At 28.5% G+C, this 15,981-nt stretch carries 15 protein-coding genes, 1 pseudogene and 1 riboswitch; of the genes and pseudogenes, 4 read left to right on the forward strand and 12 right to left on the reverse strand.

The features are described from left to right. Nucleotides 1-223: 223 nt before the first annotated feature. Entirely contained in the window at nt 224-1,132 is a 909-nt protein-coding gene (locus J3477_RS04725) for an IS1/IS1595 family N-terminal zinc-binding domain-containing protein (protein WP_206868410.1), read from the forward strand. A 646-nt stretch (nt 1,133-1,778) separates the two neighbouring features. On the opposite strand, the gene J3477_RS04730 is transcribed toward J3477_RS04725, so the two are convergent. Together J3477_RS04730 and J3477_RS04735 are read right to left on the reverse strand one after the other, a co-directional pair. Continuing rightward, nucleotides 1,779-2,957 carry a helix-turn-helix domain-containing protein gene (locus tag J3477_RS04730; RefSeq protein WP_206868411.1) on the reverse strand — a complete coding sequence of 393 codons (1,179 nt, stop codon included), beginning with the start codon at nt 2,955-2,957 and terminating at the stop codon, nt 1,779-1,781. A 201-nt stretch (nt 2,958-3,158) separates the two neighbouring features. Continuing rightward, on the reverse strand, nt 3,159-3,314 hold the full coding sequence (locus J3477_RS04735) for a hypothetical protein (RefSeq protein ID WP_206868412.1): 156 nt from the start codon (nt 3,312-3,314) through the stop codon (nt 3,159-3,161). A gap of 147 nt (nt 3,315-3,461) precedes the next feature. Here J3477_RS04735 and J3477_RS04740 point away from each other — a divergent pair, with 147 nt between their 5' ends. Beyond that, the gene (locus J3477_RS04740) at nt 3,462-5,057 is read left to right on the forward strand and encodes a recombinase family protein (RefSeq protein ID WP_206868413.1); all 1,596 of its coding nucleotides are present in this window, start codon (nt 3,462-3,464) and stop codon (nt 5,055-5,057) included. A gap of 608 nt (nt 5,058-5,665) precedes the next feature. Here J3477_RS04740 and J3477_RS04745 read toward each other — a convergent pair. Beyond that, nucleotides 5,666-6,499 (reverse strand): annotated as a pseudogene (locus J3477_RS04745) (D-alanyl-D-alanine carboxypeptidase family protein); the annotation flags it as partial. 333 nt (nt 6,500-6,832) lie between these two features. Here J3477_RS04745 and J3477_RS04750 point away from each other — a divergent pair. Both J3477_RS04750 and ytfJ read left to right on the forward strand, forming a co-directional pair. After that, nucleotides 6,833-7,408: a DUF2953 domain-containing protein gene (locus J3477_RS04750; RefSeq protein ID WP_206868414.1), complete on the forward strand. Its 576-nt coding sequence runs from the start codon at nt 6,833-6,835 to the stop codon at nt 7,406-7,408. Continuing rightward, on the forward strand, nt 7,398-7,811 hold the full coding sequence (gene ytfJ, locus J3477_RS04755) for a GerW family sporulation protein (RefSeq protein ID WP_206868415.1): 414 nt from the start codon (nt 7,398-7,400) through the stop codon (nt 7,809-7,811). Before J3477_RS04750 ends, ytfJ begins: the two co-directional genes overlap by 11 nt. 193 nt (nt 7,812-8,004) lie before the next feature. Here ytfJ and scpB read toward each other — a convergent pair whose 3' ends face one another. The 9 genes from scpB to spo0A form a co-directional block, all read right to left on the reverse strand. Continuing rightward, entirely contained in the window at nt 8,005-8,553 is a 549-nt protein-coding gene (scpB, locus tag J3477_RS04760; RefSeq protein WP_250648845.1) for an SMC-Scp complex subunit ScpB, read from the reverse strand. Between the two features lie 46 nt (nt 8,554-8,599). Continuing rightward, complete coding sequence (locus J3477_RS04765) at nt 8,600-9,346, reverse strand: segregation/condensation protein A (protein WP_206868418.1); 747 nt, start codon at nt 9,344-9,346, stop codon at nt 8,600-8,602. Nucleotides 9,347-9,805: 459 nt separating this feature from the next. After that, entirely contained in the window at nt 9,806-10,969 is a 1,164-nt protein-coding gene (locus tag J3477_RS04770) for a D-alanyl-D-alanine carboxypeptidase family protein (RefSeq protein ID WP_206868419.1), read from the reverse strand. Nucleotides 10,970-11,204: 235 nt separating this feature from the next. Continuing rightward, nucleotides 11,205-12,074 (reverse strand): tyrosine-type recombinase/integrase, encoded by an 870-nt coding sequence (locus J3477_RS04775; protein WP_206868420.1) that lies wholly within the window; start codon nt 12,072-12,074, stop codon nt 11,205-11,207. 11 nt (nt 12,075-12,085) lie between these two features. Then, nucleotides 12,086-12,715 (reverse strand): stage II sporulation protein M, encoded by a 630-nt coding sequence (spoIIM, locus tag J3477_RS04780; RefSeq protein ID WP_206868421.1) that lies wholly within the window; start codon nt 12,713-12,715, stop codon nt 12,086-12,088. A gap of 116 nt (nt 12,716-12,831) precedes the next feature. Next, nucleotides 12,832-13,356 carry an NUDIX hydrolase gene (locus J3477_RS04785; RefSeq protein ID WP_206868422.1) on the reverse strand — a complete coding sequence of 175 codons (525 nt, stop codon included), beginning with the start codon at nt 13,354-13,356 and terminating at the stop codon, nt 12,832-12,834. Between the two features lie 193 nt (nt 13,357-13,549). Beyond that, nucleotides 13,550-13,903: a hypothetical protein gene (locus J3477_RS04790; RefSeq protein WP_206868423.1), complete on the reverse strand. Its 354-nt coding sequence runs from the start codon at nt 13,901-13,903 to the stop codon at nt 13,550-13,552. 103 nt (nt 13,904-14,006) lie between these two features. Continuing rightward, nucleotides 14,007-14,107, reverse strand: a riboswitch (SAM riboswitch). Between the two features lie 292 nt (nt 14,108-14,399). After that, a complete protein-coding gene (locus tag J3477_RS04795) occupies nt 14,400-14,858 on the reverse strand; it encodes a MerR family transcriptional regulator (protein WP_206868424.1) in 459 nt (152 codons plus the stop codon). A gap of 280 nt (nt 14,859-15,138) precedes the next feature. Beyond that, nucleotides 15,139-15,954: a sporulation transcription factor Spo0A gene (gene spo0A / locus J3477_RS04800; RefSeq protein ID WP_183278102.1), complete on the reverse strand. Its 816-nt coding sequence runs from the start codon at nt 15,952-15,954 to the stop codon at nt 15,139-15,141. Nucleotides 15,955-15,981: the final 27 nt, after the last annotated feature.

Below are 15,981 nucleotides of genomic sequence, written 5' to 3' on the forward strand. Positions count from 1 at the left end.
TTTTTGTGAACCTCGGAATTAAGATAAATTATTATACAAATTACTTAAAATAAATTTTCCCCATTATTGGTTTGTAAGAAGAAAGCTTTTACTCGATAAAAGCACTTAACGAATGTATTAAAAAAATGTTGGTAATGATTAGAGATTTAGTAAGAAGGCAAGAATTAAGATGACATATAAAGCATTGTATCTAATATGTTTATTTACATTGGAGGTGTTTCTTTTGATACAGCAAGATATAAAATTTAAAAAGCTAGAATCCTTTATAAATCAAGCTTTAAAAAAAGATTTATATACTAATAGACTTGTCAGTCATTGCCCATCTTGCAAATGTAGAGAATATATTAAATATGGGTTTTATAAAGGGATACAACGATATAAATGTAAAATCTGTGGAATAACTTTTTCTAAGACAACTAATTCTTTGTGGAGCTATTCAAAAAAAGATACTAGGACCTGGATGGGGTTCATTGAACTATTATTAGAAAAGAAATCACTAAGATTTTGTGCTAAAAAGCTAAATATTAGCTTAGTTACAGCATTTTATTGGAGACATAAAATACTTCATTCAATAAATCTAGATATTACCCCTAATAAGTTAAGAGGGATTGTCCATGTTGGTAAAACTATTATACATGAGAATTTTAAAGGTTGCAGAAATGTAAAAAGTATTAATATAAATAGAGATTGTCCCATTAATTTAAGAAAGAATGTGTGGATTATTGGGGCAAAGGGTGATGATAATTCAATGTTTGTAAAACCTTTGTTCAATTCTTGTTGGAATCTTACAACTTTTAATATAAAGCTGTACTCTAGGATAGAAAAAATTTCTTATATTGTTCATTATGGTGACAGATATCTGTCTCAAGTAGCAAGAAAACACAATAAAAAAAGATTTTTAAAAGTAGAAGCAGATGATAGCTTTAAATATTTCAGATCAAATATAAAGGATTGGTTTAAAACTTTTCATGGTGTAGCTACAAAATATCTTCAAAGATATCTTAGCTTTTTTGTATTATTGAAATTAGATTTAGCAATTAGCAGCGTTAATCTAATGTTTCATAATCTTCTAAAGGGAGATAAATTCATAAGAACTAGCAAAGTTAGAATTATAAAAAACCACTTATATTAATTAATTTTTTTTTACTAACGCATCGTGGGACAACCAATAGGATTTCACTAAATTTTCTTTCAATGATTTGATATTTTACTATACTTATTTATTAAGTAAGGCAAAATATGAGTTATATCATATTTAAACTATTTTTTTATTGTAGTTGGTCTAATATATTCAAATAATTTAGTTTTACTACATATTTATACTTATAAATCTTTATAAAAATTTATAAGTAACTATTTATCTTGCTTAGTTTTTCGTCAACTTCTCGGATAATTACCAACATTTTTTTAATACATAATTCAAGTGATTTTATATATAGCATGCATATAGTACTTGATCATAATTCTTTTTTGTACAAAAATCATCGTCGTTCTATCTTTTTAATCTACATTATACTTATTCAAGCTTATATAACGATATAAGGTATACAAGACTATCTCTTAACTAAAGACTTAATTAGTTTCAGTTAAATTTATATTAATGCGTTCAAAAATCATCTTTCTCAATTTCTATTGCTTTTTTACCGATTTGCGCCAAGGGTAATCGCAGTTTTCCAATTACTACTTAGCTACATTTGTTTTTCCACTAATCTTTTAGGGATTTAAATAGTAAATTGAGCGAATATAAAAAAACAACCAATTTACAAGGTTGTTTTCTTTCAAATTAATATACTATTCTTATTTTCATGAAAATTTATCAATTCCAGGGAAAGCTCTTTCATCTTATCTATGTCATTCATTTTCTCATAAACCTTTATCAAATCTTTAAGATTTTCTAATAGAGATTCATAGTTACAGTACTCTTTTGCTTTACTCACTGCTAACTCAAGAACCAATGCGCTTTCATCAAGTAAGCCTTGTTTAAATAATATTTTTCCCTTTGTATTTAATACTACAGAAAGGCTTCTTTTATTTACTTTATTTTTAAGCCTTTGTGCTTCATTTGTATATTTTAAACTCTTATCTAACTGCTCGACTCTATAGTAATGCTCTCCTAAATTAGTGTATACTATTGATAATACTAATTCATTTTTATCTCCTACTTCATCAATTATCGAGTAATATTCTGACAAAGCTTCTTCTTGTTTATCTAAAGAATATAATGCATTAGCTCTTACAATCATCGAATTTATTTTGTATTGTTCATCCACTTGCAAATTACTTTCTAAGATATTTTCATTTATTAATTTTAAACACTCCTCATATCTTTGAAGATAACTATATGACCTTGCTAAATTAAAACTCGCTTTTATATAATGAAAATAATCGTTTTGTTTCACCGAGTAATTGATACATTCTTGAAAATAAAATACTGCGTCCTTATGCTCGCTTATTACACTTTTGCATGCTCCTAAACAATTATAAATAAATAACTGTTCTTTAAAGTTTTTAAGTTCCTTGAATTTACCAAGTGCATTAGTAAAGCTCATAAATGCATTGTTATAATTACCCTCCTTATAATACTTGTCCCCATTCTTTTTATATGCTTCTGCTAAAATATTGTCTAAGTTGAAACCTATTGCTATAGCAATTAGACTTTCTATCCCCTCATGGGAGATATCTTTTTTAAGCTCTTTTTCGCAGAACGCTTTAGCATCTTCCTGTGGTAATGTTGAAAAATAATCTTCATCTATGTTTAGTTCAATTCCTAAAGTCTTAGCTCTTTCACTAAACTTTTCATATAAAAGCTTTGAGCTTGCCTTAGTAACATTTCTTCTTCCACTCTCCATCATACTTATAAAAGCTCTTGTCATATTAATATGCTCTAAATCAGCTTGACTCATATGTAAATTCTTTCTCATAAATTTTATTTTTTCACTTGGATTATAAAAATTCATTGAATCACTCCTTAATAAATATATTTTCCAAATAATATTTAAAGTCAACTATAAATTCAATTAAACTTTAGTAAATCACTTTGTTTTATAATTACATACTTAATGCTAAATTTTATAACTAAGCTATTAATTATTATACACCTTTTTTTGTAATTTCCAACATTAATATGTATTTTTTTATTAAAAAGGTAATCCAACATTTTATTGCTCATCTACATTTTTATTAAGATTTAGCAATTCTACGCAAGCACTCTCCCCATACTCATTAAGCAAGCTAACAGCCAATGTTTTTGCATATTCTATTTTCATTTCTTCTGTTAGCTTCCCTTCTAAGATTATAGTAATTTTTTTATTCATATAACGAACCCTCTTCAACCATTATTACTTATATAATATGAATAAATATAATTAAGTGTTAAACATATATTAGTCACTACATAAATTATGTGTCATATTTTTAATTCTACTTTATTAGAATAATATCATAAAGCCTAGGAGGTACTTATGAAAGCAGCTATCTATAGTAGAAAATCTATTTTTACCGGCAAAGGTGACTCAATTGAAAATCAAATAGAATTATGTAAACAATACGGCTCTAATATCGGTATCAAGGATTATATTATCTATGAAGATGAAGGGTTCTCAGGCGGTAATACTAATAGACCTAGATTTCAGCAGCTTTTGAAGGATGCAAAGAAAAGCTTATTTGATGTGCTTATATGTTATAGACTTGATCGTATAAGCAGAAATGTAGCAGATTTTTCAACTACTTTAGATATGCTTCAAAAATATAAAATTAATTTTATAAGCATTAGGGAGCAATTTGATACCACTACTCCTATGGGACGTGCAATGATTTATATCGCTAGTGTTTTCGCTCAACTAGAGAGAGAAACTATAGCCGAAAGAGTTCGCGACAATATGCTTCAACTTGCAAAATCAGGTAGGTGGCTCGGAGGACAAGAACCCTTTGGTTTTGCTTCCGAAAGAGTTACTTATATTGATAGCGAGTTTAAAGAACGTTCATTAATGCAACTCTGCCCACTAGAATCAGAACTCAATATAATCAATTTAATTTTTTCTAAATACCTAGAACTACATTCTTTATCAAAGGTTTCAAGATATTTAAATTCATCAAATATAAAAGGCAAAATTGGAGGGCAATGGTCAACTATGCAACTCAGAAGAATTCTCACAAGTCCCTTATACGTAAAGTCCTCTGAAACAACAAACAACTTCTTAAAACAATCAGGCATGAATGTATTTGGTGAACCAAACGGAAATGGATATCTTACTTATAATAAAACTAAAAACATCACAACTGACAGAGATATTACTGAATGGATAGTTGCCGTTTCTAGACATCAAGGCATAATAAATTCTGAAGACTGGATAAAAGTACAAAACTTCCTAGATAAAAATAAAGAAAAGAAAATCAAAAGGCTCGGCACAGGTGATAATACTGCTCTCCTAGCTGGATTATTAGTTTGTGGAAAGTGTGGAGCTAATATGAAGATAAAGCAAGGCCATAAATCTGAAAAACAAAATAAAAGACTTGATTACTATGTATGCTCTGCTAAAGATAACAGCAATGGATCTAGCTGTGACAATAAAAATGTAAGAGTTGATATATTAGACAATCTTCTAGTCAACCAAATTAAAGCCTATGATAAAGATTTATTAATCAAGTCACTTTCTTCTTTAATACAACTCTATGAAAAAGGAACATATGAAGAAAAGAATATTAATATTTTGAAATCATCAATAAAAGAAAAAGAACATCTAATAAGTAACTTAGTTAAACAACTATCGCTTTGTGGAAAAGAAGAAGTATCCAAGTATATAATTAAAGAAGTTGAAAAACTAGACATAGAATTGCAAGATTTAAAATTCAAGTTGAATAATCATAATAAAACAAAATTAAATGAATCAAGCTTTCCTAATGTTAACTTCCTTGATGAAGTTCTACGTATACCTGGAGATGAATATGAAGTTATAAAAAACGTTGGCCATAAAAGAAATTTGCTAAGCACTATAATTGACACAATATATTGGGACGGAGATACTATGGAACTTAAAATTAAATTTATACAATCATAATTTATAGCTGAGTCGCTTTAAAATGATGCTTTTTTATAACCGAAGGACAATATTCAGTTCCAGCATCAATACAATCTATTAACTCTCTGTCCATCTACTCCTCCACAATAATTATTTAAGATTTCTTTAGCCTATATAATTATAATATTTAAAATCCTATACTACTAAATTATTTCATCATAACTCATTTGGTTACTATAGATATCCAATTTCGTAATTTTATTTTTATTCAATATAATTTATATATATACCCAAATTTTGCTTTATAAAATTTATATTTTTAAAATTCCTCTCAAAACCCAAAAGAGTTTTAAAAATAGATTTTAGATTAAGTGACACATTTTTAATAACTTATAAAAACTTAGTTTTCCATATACTTAATATGTTCTTGCTAATAAAAAACAGAGCCTTTAAAGACTCTATTTTTTATTAACAAATTTCTTTATAACTTCATTGCCATCACTATCGACAACTGTTACCTTACCACCAATTTCACCTTTTTTATTACAAAAGTCAGTGTAATCAATTTTGTAACTTTTTCCTTTAGGTAATACAAAATCTATCTTACTTTCTGAATTATAACCATTTTTCTCTACTACTTCTTTTCCGATAGCTTCACTCACAGCTACTGAATGAAAATCATAGTTTTCTTTTATATAATTATAAACCTTCTCAGTAGCTTCCCATCTATCTGGGCAATTAAAGACAACTATTATTATGTCTCTCCCATTTAAATTTACGGAGGATACTAGACATTTTCCTGCTTGACCTGTATAACCGGTTTTAACTCCATTAGCTTCAGGTATTCTATGTAATATTTTATTTATATTTGTATAATCCCTTGTGAAGCCATATTTTTCTTTTCTTAATTCCTTTACCGATGCTATTTCTCTAAACTTTTCATTTTGCATTGCAACAGAAGTTAATAAAGCCATATCATAAGCTGATGAATAGTGATTCTGGCTGTCCAATCCATGAGGCGACTCAAAATGAGCATCCATAAGCCCTAAACTTGTAGCAAAAGAACTCATAAGCGTTGCAAAATTTTCTACACTTCCCGCTTGAGCTTCTGCTAGTGCAATAGCTGCATCATTACCTGATCTAGTCATAAGCCCAAAGACAAGTTCATGTATACTTATCTCTTCTCCACTTCTAAATCCCACTGTTGAACCTCTTATTGATGCTGCATTTTTGCTAATAACTACTTTTTCATCAAGATTCTTATTTTGTAAAGTTATAAGAGCTGTCATTATTTTCGTTGTACTAGCCATTGGAACAGGCATATAACCATTTTTATTATATAATACTTGTTTTGAATTCCTATCCATTGCTAATACATATCTAGCACTTGGAGTTAAATCTTTACCATAGACTGTTATATTGTTACCTATTAATAAGCTAATAAGAAGGAAGCTCAAAAAATAACTAATTCCTTTTTTAATATTCATAACATCAGTCCTTTTTTATATTTTAGCAAAGTAACACTTATTGTTTTATACTCACATATATTTTGAAACCATTTTATGATTTTCTATAAAAAGATAAATTTATTTTTATTTATATTTTAGTGAGACTTTACTATGCCAACAGTTTTTAAGAAATCATCATCTAACATAAAGATATCAATATAATCATTTGTCAAGTTAGCAAAGCTATATATATAAATTCCCCAAAATAAAATTGAAATAACCTAGATATAGATGGTTATACATAAAAAAACTGGAAATACTATAAGTAGAAGGATTTGTATATCCTTTATTTTTGGAGGAATGCTAATGCTCGCATTATATATTTTTATAGTAATACTTTTATTATTAATAGTGCCTTTTCCTATAAAACTTAAAATAATATTTCAAGATTTAGACTTAGAAGTTTATATATATAGATTTAAAGTATTTTCATTGCAAAAAACATTAAAAAAGAAAAAAGAAAAGGAAGAGTGCAAAACTAAAAAAGAAAAGAAAAAACCTAAGAAGAAAAAGCTTCAATTTAATATAGATGTTTTGAAAAAAATAGTTTACAGATTAAATCATAATCGGATAAAACCTAAAATGAGATTATGTTATGAAATGAATTATTCCACAGGAGATGCTGCTAGTACAGCTAAAATTTACGGTATCATATATCAAGTTATTACAACAATTTATATGATAATAAATATCCCTTTTAAGATTGTAGAAAATAACACCAAATTAACTCCTAATTTTCAATCAGAAGGTATTTCAGTAAAAATTAAAATAAAAAGTATAATTTTTTTAAATTTAGTAAAAATTATATATATGATTTTATTAATATTATTGTCCTTAAAATATAAGGAGGTGGACCCTAAAGGGGAAAGTTATGGAATGTAATCATCCAATTGAAAACTTAATGAAAACAACCATGGAAAGTCTACGAGAAATGATAGACGTTAACACTGTAATAGGGGATGCTGTAGAAACAAAAGATGGAAGTTATATAATTCCTATTTCTAGAGTATCTTTCGGTTTTGCTTCTGGCGGAAGTGAGTTTGGTAAAGAAGTTCCTGAAAAGTATCCATTTGGTGGGGGCTCTGGCGCAGGGGTTACCGTTAGACCAGTTGCATTTTTAGTTCTTAGAGAAAACTCAGTAAGACTTCTTCCAGTAAATCAAACTAATACCTACGATAGAATTGTGGATAATGTTCCTCAAGTCTTAGAGGTTATTAAAGATTTCTTTTCAAAGCCTAAAACTAACAAGGAAGAAAATTGCGACAAACCTGAAACCAATCAATAAGACTAAAAATATAGACTTTCACATATAGTGAAAGTCTATATTTGCTTATTCTTTTAAAAATCATTAGCTTCATATGATTTTGTTTCATATATCATTAAACTTTATCATCATTGGATGTACCATTTACTACTATTCACTATGTACCCTATTAAACATTACATAAAAATATGTATATTCAAAAATTCTGTTTTAATTATTGCTCCTCAAATTGATTCAAATCTTGCGTATTTTCAACTTCTTCAATTTCTTCAAATAAGTCTAATGAAGGAAGCTCTTTTAAGTCCTCGAGGCCAAATTGCCTTAAAAATTCTTCAGTAGTTCCGTATTGAATAGGTCTACCAGGAACCTCTAGTCTCCCCATTTCCTTAATTAAATTCTTTTCCATAAGTTTCTGTACTGCACTATCACTTTTTACTCCACGAATTTCATCAATTTCCACACGGGTAACTGGCTGTTTATATGCTATTATCGCTAAGCTTTCTAAAGAAGCTTGTGATAAGGATTGTCTTGTATTCTTTTTAAGCAGCTTTTGTACATAATCACTGTTTTGTGGCTTTGTTACTAATTGATACATGCCATTAATGCTTATAATCTTTATTCCTCTTCCTTGATTCTCATATTCTCTTATCATTGATTCTACTATTTCTTCCACAAAATCTATATCACACTCTAATATTCTCGCTAAATCTTTAGGTCCTAATGGTTCCCCAGTTACAAAAAGTAGAGATTCTATTACTGACATATACTGTATTTTCGTAGAAAACTCCTCAAAACCTAATTGATCTATACTAATCTTGTCCACTAAATTCATTCCTCTCTATGTATATGTTAGAAAAGCTATCTTCCTGTATTACTTTTATCACTCTCTGTTTAATGAGTTCAAGTACTGCTAGAAATGTTACTACCTTTTCTAACTTTGACTCACATTCAAATAAAAGATTCTCAAAGTCAATATGCTTTCTGCTAAGTATTGTCTCTGAGATATAACTCATCTTATCCTCCAATTTGTACTTATCTGCATATATTCTCTTTTCTATAACAGTTGTATTCTGCTTATTTTTATAGTTATTGATAAGCTGATTAAAAATATTGTACAAATCAAGCATTGTTATATTTAAGAGCAAATCTTCAGTGTTATCTTTACCCATGTCTTCTATTATCTCAGGCTTTTTTGTAAATATTTTGCCTGTATATAAACTTTTTTTGCTAAGAAATATTGCTGCATTTTTTATTTTCTTATATATTATAAGTTTCTCAACTAAATCAAGCTTTGGATCTTTGTCCTCTTCATCTTCCTTAACCGGCTTAGGGAGGAGCATCTTTGACTTAATTTCAAGCAAGGTTGCTGCTACCACTATAAATTCGGATGTAATATCTAAATCCATCTCCTTCATTGTGTTTAAATAATCCATATATTGATTTGTAAGTTCATATATCTTAATATCATGAATTTCCATCTTATTCTGCTTTATTAAATGCAAAAGAAGATCAAATGGTCCTTCGAAATTCGTTATCTTAATGCTTGGAAGCTGCATATAATCTCTCCTATTTTTTAATTCATTAAAGTATGTAAAATATAGCCACTGTAAAACATCCTGTTGAAATTAAGAGTTTAATTATCCGCTGCTTTAATTAGCTTACGTATAATTATTTAACTTCAACGATAGTTTTAAACATAGCCAAAATATAAAAGCGAAATACTAAGAAGTATCGCTTGTCTTAAAACTTCCTATATATATAATATCAATTTAAAGATTATTAAGCAATAAATCAAAAAAGGCAATAAAAAAGTCGCTGAAGCGACCTTCTTCAGCAAGCTTTTTTAACGCATCTGCCTTTCCGAATGCATATGAGGGAAACTTGGCAGGCGACATAAATTTTATTTTTTACTGTCTACCCTAAATAGCTGTTCTAAACTCTTGAAATTACTAGGTTTAGCTAGCAAAAAATTTTATACTGGTCTTAACAGTAAAAAAGAAGGATTTTACTCCTTCTTATACTCCACCTTTGAAAAGGTTTTGGAAATTGTATTTTATATTCTCTAAGAAATTAGCTTTCTTTATATCTCTGTCAGAATACAATTCAACCGATCCTATTAATTCTTCTCCTAAGAAGAAATCACATTTTCCTACTGTTTCACCTTTTTTAAATTTAATTTTATCTGTTTTCAATGATAACTTTTTAGTAATCTTATCAGCAGATCCTTTTTCGATGGTTACAACAGCATCAGTTTTAGCTTTTGCCATAAAGAACTTTTCTCCATCTTTACTCATGCTTATCTTTTCAACATCTTGATCCTTAACAAATAGCTTTTTGCTTTCAAACTTTGAGAAGCCAAAGTTTAATAACATACTAGCATCTCTGTTTCTGATTTTGAAGGTTGGTGCTCCCATAATTACTGAAAGCATTCTTACACCATCTCTTGTAGCAGTTGCTGATATGCAGTATTTTGCATCATTTGTAAAACCAGTTTTAAGTCCATCGCAGCCTTTAAAAAATCTAACAAGCTTATTATGGTTTACAAGTTCTATAGGTGATTTTCTTCCTTCAGATATGTTATCCATATATGTACCAGTGTATTTTAGTATCTGTGGATGTTTCAATAACTCCCTTGACATTAGTGAAATATCATAAGCAGTCGACATGTGTCCATCAGCAGGAAGTCCAGTACAGTTTTTAAAAGTAGTATCCTTCATGCCTAAAGCTTGTGCTTTTTCATTCATAAGACCTACAAAACTGTCTTCAGTACCTGCAAGATATTCTGCCATTGCTACGGCAGCATCATTTCCTGAAGCTATTGCAATACCTTTAAGAATTTCCTCAACAGTTCTTATCTCACCTGTATCAAGAAGCATTGTGCTTCCACCCATCTTTTTGGCATTTTCGCTGGCTGTAATCTTATCATTTAATTTTATCTTTCCACTATCTACAGCCTCCATAGCTAAAAGCATAGTCATTACCTTTGTAACTGAAGCTGGTGCAAATTTTTCATGAGAATTTTGCTCAAAAAGTATTTTACCACTTACAGCCTCCATTAATATTGCTGATTTTGCCTCTACCTTTATTTGTTCATCAGCTAATACAGGAAATGAAAATAATCCTAATAAGAAAATTAATGATAATGCAAAACATATTGATTGATATTTAATCTTTTTCATATATACTCCTCCTTTCGACATTATTTTTACCAAAATAAAATAATTTATGACAAAAAAAGAAACTCCAGACTATAAAATATACCGTAACAACGGTAATTGAAATCTAAAGTTTCTTTTTTAATATTATGTGCTGTTAAAACATCGTGTTGAAATTAATTGGTTAATCATCCGACGCTATATAACCAATTAGTTTCAACAATATTCTTAAATATAGCTTAATATTATAAAATTTAATTTACGCTCTTGGATGAAAATTATTATAGGAAATATTTACTTTGTCCTTAGAAACGTAATCAAAATATAAGTCCATATAGTTCATTACATGCGTTCCCATAAGTTGCTGTACAATCTTTGGATTAGCTCCATTTTCTAATAAATGTATAGCAAAAGAATGCCTCAAAGTGTTAAGATTTATAATCTTTTTTATGCTTGCTTTTTCATTATACTCTTTAACGATCCTCCAAACTCCCTGTCTTGTTAAACCCTTTCCATTCAAATTTAAAAATAACATTTTCTCATCTTTGCTTATCTTTTCTCTTTGACTTAAATACTCGATAATTGCATTTCTAGCCGCTCTTCCAAATGGAATTATTCGTTCTAACCCTCTTCCATCCTTACAAGTAATAAAGTTAAGATCTAGATTAACATCATCAACAGTCAAGGAAATCGCCTCTGTAGCCTTAATCCCAGTTCCATAAAGCATCTCTAAAACTGCTCTATCTCTTACTCCTTTTATATTGCTTATATCAATACAATTTATTATTTTCTCCACTTCTTCAACAGTCAAAATTGGACCTATGTCCCTTCTTTCATTTCTGTCAACCTTAGGAAATTTAGGAACTTCCTTAACTAAATTCTTATCACTTAAGAATCTATAGTAACTTCTTAAAGCTATAACACATCTTTCTATTGATTTTACGCTTTTTGTTTCAGTAATAGCTTGTACATAGCAGTTCACTGAATAATCATTTTCTAAAGGATCTATATTATTTTCCTTTAGAAAATTATAATATCCAACAATATCTGTTATATATGCTTCTATAGTATTATTGCTCTTATTCTTAGCTATTAAATTTTCTTTATATAAATTAATAAAATCATTCATATTAAAACATCCTATACATAAAATTTCTTGATTATTATTTTCATCAAATTAGGAACTATATAAGTTTCTAAGAATATTCCTGCAACTAAAAATATAGCTGAAAATAAATAGAAGTTAACATAACTTAAAATAGCCTCATTGGAAACTACTGATTTAGTAAACTTACTTTTAAGCTTTGCCATAGAAAACTGTACTGCTAAAGAACTACATATTATTATAAAAGGTACGATAACAATATTTTGAGGCACCAGTGCAATGAGAGCTAGTCCAACTCCACGGTTACCAAGTATATTTACCAATAAAGAAAATGAAAACCCAATTAAAAAGCCTTTAACAAGTACTATAATAAGTACAAAAGGTGCTCCTACTATTATAAAGCCTAACAATAATATTCCAATGAAGAATATTAGATTGTTTTTTAAGGATTCAATTATCAAGTCTTTATAATTTATCTGCTTATCGCTTACTGAAGAAACAAAACTATTAAAATAGCTCGTAACATCATTTTTACTAGCTTGGCTCATATAAAGTATCGAGTAAATTCCTAAAACTAATCCTATAATAAATACCGCAGTAATTATTAAGTAAATTAATTTATTTTGTCTTAAGTTTTCATTAATTTTATTAATAAATGTGTTCATCTTTTTATCCCCCTTTTTTTGCTTAATAAATATTATGTTCAAATCTCTCAAGATATACTTAAAGAAATTATGTATTTGGTGAATATAAGATGAACTTTTTTTAACAAATATTTTATCTATATAAATTGAAGAGCTGCAATAGTTTTTCCATCTTCAATTTTACCTTGCCTTATCATATCTTTTAATTCCTCTAATTTAAATTCTTTTAGATTTATAAATTCATCATCATCAAAGTCTGTCTCACCTTTAATAAGTCCTGTTGCTTTATAAATCCCTATGTACTCATCACAAAATCCAGGTGCTGTCGCTATCTTACCTAAGAACTGGATATGACTACAGCTGTAACCAGTTTCCTCTTCTAACTCTCTTTTTGCCGCTTCCATAGGATTTTCACCAGCATTTAACTTGCCTGCCGGTATCTCAAGGAGTATCTTTTCTACTGGTTTTCTAAATTGCTCTACTATTAAAATCATTCCATTATCTTTGATAGCTACTATAGCCACAGCCCCTGGATGTCTAACTATATCTCTATGTCCAACTCTTCCATCTGGAAGTTCTACCTTACTTCTTACTACTTTTATATAATCTCCAGTATATTTCAAATCCTCTTGTAAAGTTTTTTCATCTAACTTAAAACTCATAATCATCCTCCGAACTTTCACATTTTTAATAAATCTTCAATGTTTTTTTAACTAATAATATTATGGTATATCCACAAAAATTTTATTTTTATATATTAGAAGATTTTATCGATTTTCATTTTAAGTTAAATAATATACCAAATTTTCACAAAAGTAAATATAGATTAAGCTTATCTCTAAGTTTAAACTATAATTACATGCATACTCTCTTCAACTTGTTATAGTAATTATTACGTTTATTTATATCAAAGCCATTAGCTGACAATATATCAAGTATAAATTTGTCAAAAGCAAAATTTCCTCTTTGTCTAAAGTTATCTACATATTTCTGTGATATATTTAGAAATTCGTTCTGCCCATGATATAAACAAAGACTTTCCTCATCTAATAAATAGTCTACTGCATCCGCTCCACTAAATAGATTGCTATTTATCAACGAAATAACATAGCTTACATATTCTTCTGTATTTGCACTACTTCTTATCACTGTATCCGAAAAAGAGTTTCTACTAAATCCACCTTTCTTTACTTCATTTAAACCCTTCACAAACATCTCTCCTTTTATTTAAAAATTGCTAATAATTTTACACCTTACTTTACAATAAAAAAGACTTCCTTATATCTATAAGGAAGCCATAATCTCTATATCAATCTTATAGTCCCATATAAAATATGGTAGGTTTTAGCACCACACCGTGGTAGGTTGCTGTAAGTTCATCGAGCCCATTCTCTCCCTTACTCTTTATAAGCAAACTTATTAAATTTTAGATTAATAAAAATAAAATAAACCTCTAATCATACGATAAGAGGTAGTTTACAATTAAAAAACCGCTTATCCTTATTAGCATTACCACCTTGAATAAAACAGGTTGGTGTTATGGTACAAACGAGCTAATCCTCTTCCATAACTCTTGATAAATATTATTAACTTTTATTATATTATAATATTTATGTACTTTAAAGTCAATAAAATTATTGTTGTTTTAAAATTGTTATCACTTTATTTACATTTTAGCATTTTTTATATTATTTGCTATACTAAATCACTTAACTTCAACTCTTGCAGTTTCTAACCACTTATCTAGTGCATTTTTATAAAAAATGTATTTTCCATTAACCTTTAGGAAAGGAATTTTGGCATCTGGACTCGCAACAAGCTTATTCAAATCATCTTCTGACATATTTAAATATCTATAAGTATCTACAAAATCAAGCATCGTTTTGTTATTAGTTGAATTTATAGTTAGATTATTGTTATTTTGATTGTTCATTACATTTCCTATATTAGAATTTGATTGTGCTATAGCATACATTCCGTTTGCACTAGACTGCCCATTCAACTCATATGAATTTGCTAGTTGTTTCATTGATTTTTCTAAAATGCTTGCACTAAAAAACAAACTGATTGCTAACAGAACAATTGCTATTGGCATAGCGTTTCCTTTTATGACAACATTATAAACTCTTTTTATAATTTCTCCATCATTAAATATTTTCCGCATATTAACCTCCCTTTATATCGTTAATAATATACATAGACTTACTTATTATGTTACTTATGTATATTCTCCATAGTTAGCTTTTAACCTCCTAATTTATTAATTTATGTTAAAAATTTTATCCTATATTTTTTTACATTTAAAAAATAAAAACCTTCTACATCACCTAAGTGAAAATAGAAGGCCTATTATAAATTGTTTAAAATTTATAAATTTGAATATATCCAAAAAAGGTTATATTACTCTTTCAAATCATTCAAATTTTAAAAGCTATTTCAATATGTTAGCTCACTTTATTTTTAAGTCTTAATTTATCTGCGACCATAGCAATAAATTCAGAATTTGTTGGCTTGCCCTTATCATTGTGAACAGTATAGCCAAATAGTTTGTTTATAGCATCCACTTGTCCTCTTCCCCAAGCTACTTCTATAGCATGTCTTATAGCTCTTTCAACTCTACTAGCAGTGGTATTATATCTCTTTGCTATAGAAGGATACAATTCTTTTGTCACTGCAGATAACAATTCCATATCATTTACTACCATGCTTATAGCTTCTCTCAAATACATATATCCCTTAATATGAGCAGGAACTCCAATTTCATGAATGATGCTTGTTATTTCAGATTCTAAATCTAATGGTTCTTTTTTAGTTTCCACCTTAACTTCTGGTGTTTCCATTAAAGGTACAGTTTTTCTAGTAGAATCTCCAGATATTGTATCATTGAACATTTGTCTTATTCTCTTTGTAAATACATCCATGTCAAATGGTTTAACAACATAGTAATCTGCGCCAAGAGTTATTGCTCTTTGAGTAATTTTATCTTGCCCTACAGCAGAAAGTACAATTATCCTTGGAAATGGGTCTAAGTTCATGGAAGCAAGTTTTTCTAAAACTCCTAGTCCATCTAAATGTGGCATAATTATATCTAATACAACTAGATCAGGCTTTCTTTCCTCTATTAATTTAAGAGCTTCTAACCCATCCTTAGCAATTCCAGTTACTATTATATCTCTCTGATTAAGAAGATAATCATTTAATATATTACAGAATTCCTTATTATCGTCTGCTATTAATACTGATATTTTTGATTCTTGCATAAAATTCTCCCCTTCGCATAATCATTC

Origin of the sequence: Clostridium zeae (assembly GCF_017312485.1) — a bacterium.
Lineage (GTDB): Bacteria > Bacillota > Clostridia > Clostridiales > Clostridiaceae > Clostridium_AR > Clostridium_AR zeae.

What these genes read in the sequence shown, in the direction of transcription:
- J3477_RS04730 (WP_206868411.1), bottom strand. Translation starts at nt 2,957, where the DNA reads ATGAATTTTTATAATCCAAGTGAAAAAATAAAATTTATGAGAAAGAAT.
- J3477_RS04735 (WP_206868412.1), bottom strand. Translation starts at nt 3,314, where the DNA reads ATGAATAAAAAAATTACTATAATCTTAGAAGGGAAGCTAACAGAAGAA.
- J3477_RS04740 (WP_206868413.1), top strand. Translation starts at nt 3,462, where the DNA reads ATGAAAGCAGCTATCTATAGTAGAAAATCTATTTTTACCGGCAAAGGT.
- J3477_RS04750 (WP_206868414.1), top strand. Translation starts at nt 6,833, where the DNA reads ATGCTCGCATTATATATTTTTATAGTAATACTTTTATTATTAATAGTG.
- ytfJ (WP_206868415.1), top strand. Translation starts at nt 7,398, where the DNA reads ATGGAATGTAATCATCCAATTGAAAACTTAATGAAAACAACCATGGAA.
- scpB (WP_250648845.1), bottom strand. Translation starts at nt 8,553, where the DNA reads ATGTCAGTAATAGAATCTCTACTTTTTGTAACTGGGGAACCATTAGGA.
- J3477_RS04765 (WP_206868418.1), bottom strand. Translation starts at nt 9,346, where the DNA reads ATGCAGCTTCCAAGCATTAAGATAACGAATTTCGAAGGACCATTTGAT.
- J3477_RS04770 (WP_206868419.1), bottom strand. Translation starts at nt 10,969, where the DNA reads ATGAAAAAGATTAAATATCAATCAATATGTTTTGCATTATCATTAATT.
- J3477_RS04775 (WP_206868420.1), bottom strand. Translation starts at nt 12,074, where the DNA reads ATGAATGATTTTATTAATTTATATAAAGAAAATTTAATAGCTAAGAAT.
- spoIIM (WP_206868421.1), bottom strand. Translation starts at nt 12,715, where the DNA reads ATGAACACATTTATTAATAAAATTAATGAAAACTTAAGACAAAATAAA.
- J3477_RS04785 (WP_206868422.1), bottom strand. Translation starts at nt 13,356, where the DNA reads ATGAGTTTTAAGTTAGATGAAAAAACTTTACAAGAGGATTTGAAATAT.
- J3477_RS04795 (WP_206868424.1), bottom strand. Translation starts at nt 14,858, where the DNA reads ATGCGGAAAATATTTAATGATGGAGAAATTATAAAAAGAGTTTATAAT.
- spo0A (WP_183278102.1), bottom strand. Translation starts at nt 15,954, where the DNA reads ATGCAAGAATCAAAAATATCAGTATTAATAGCAGACGATAATAAGGAA.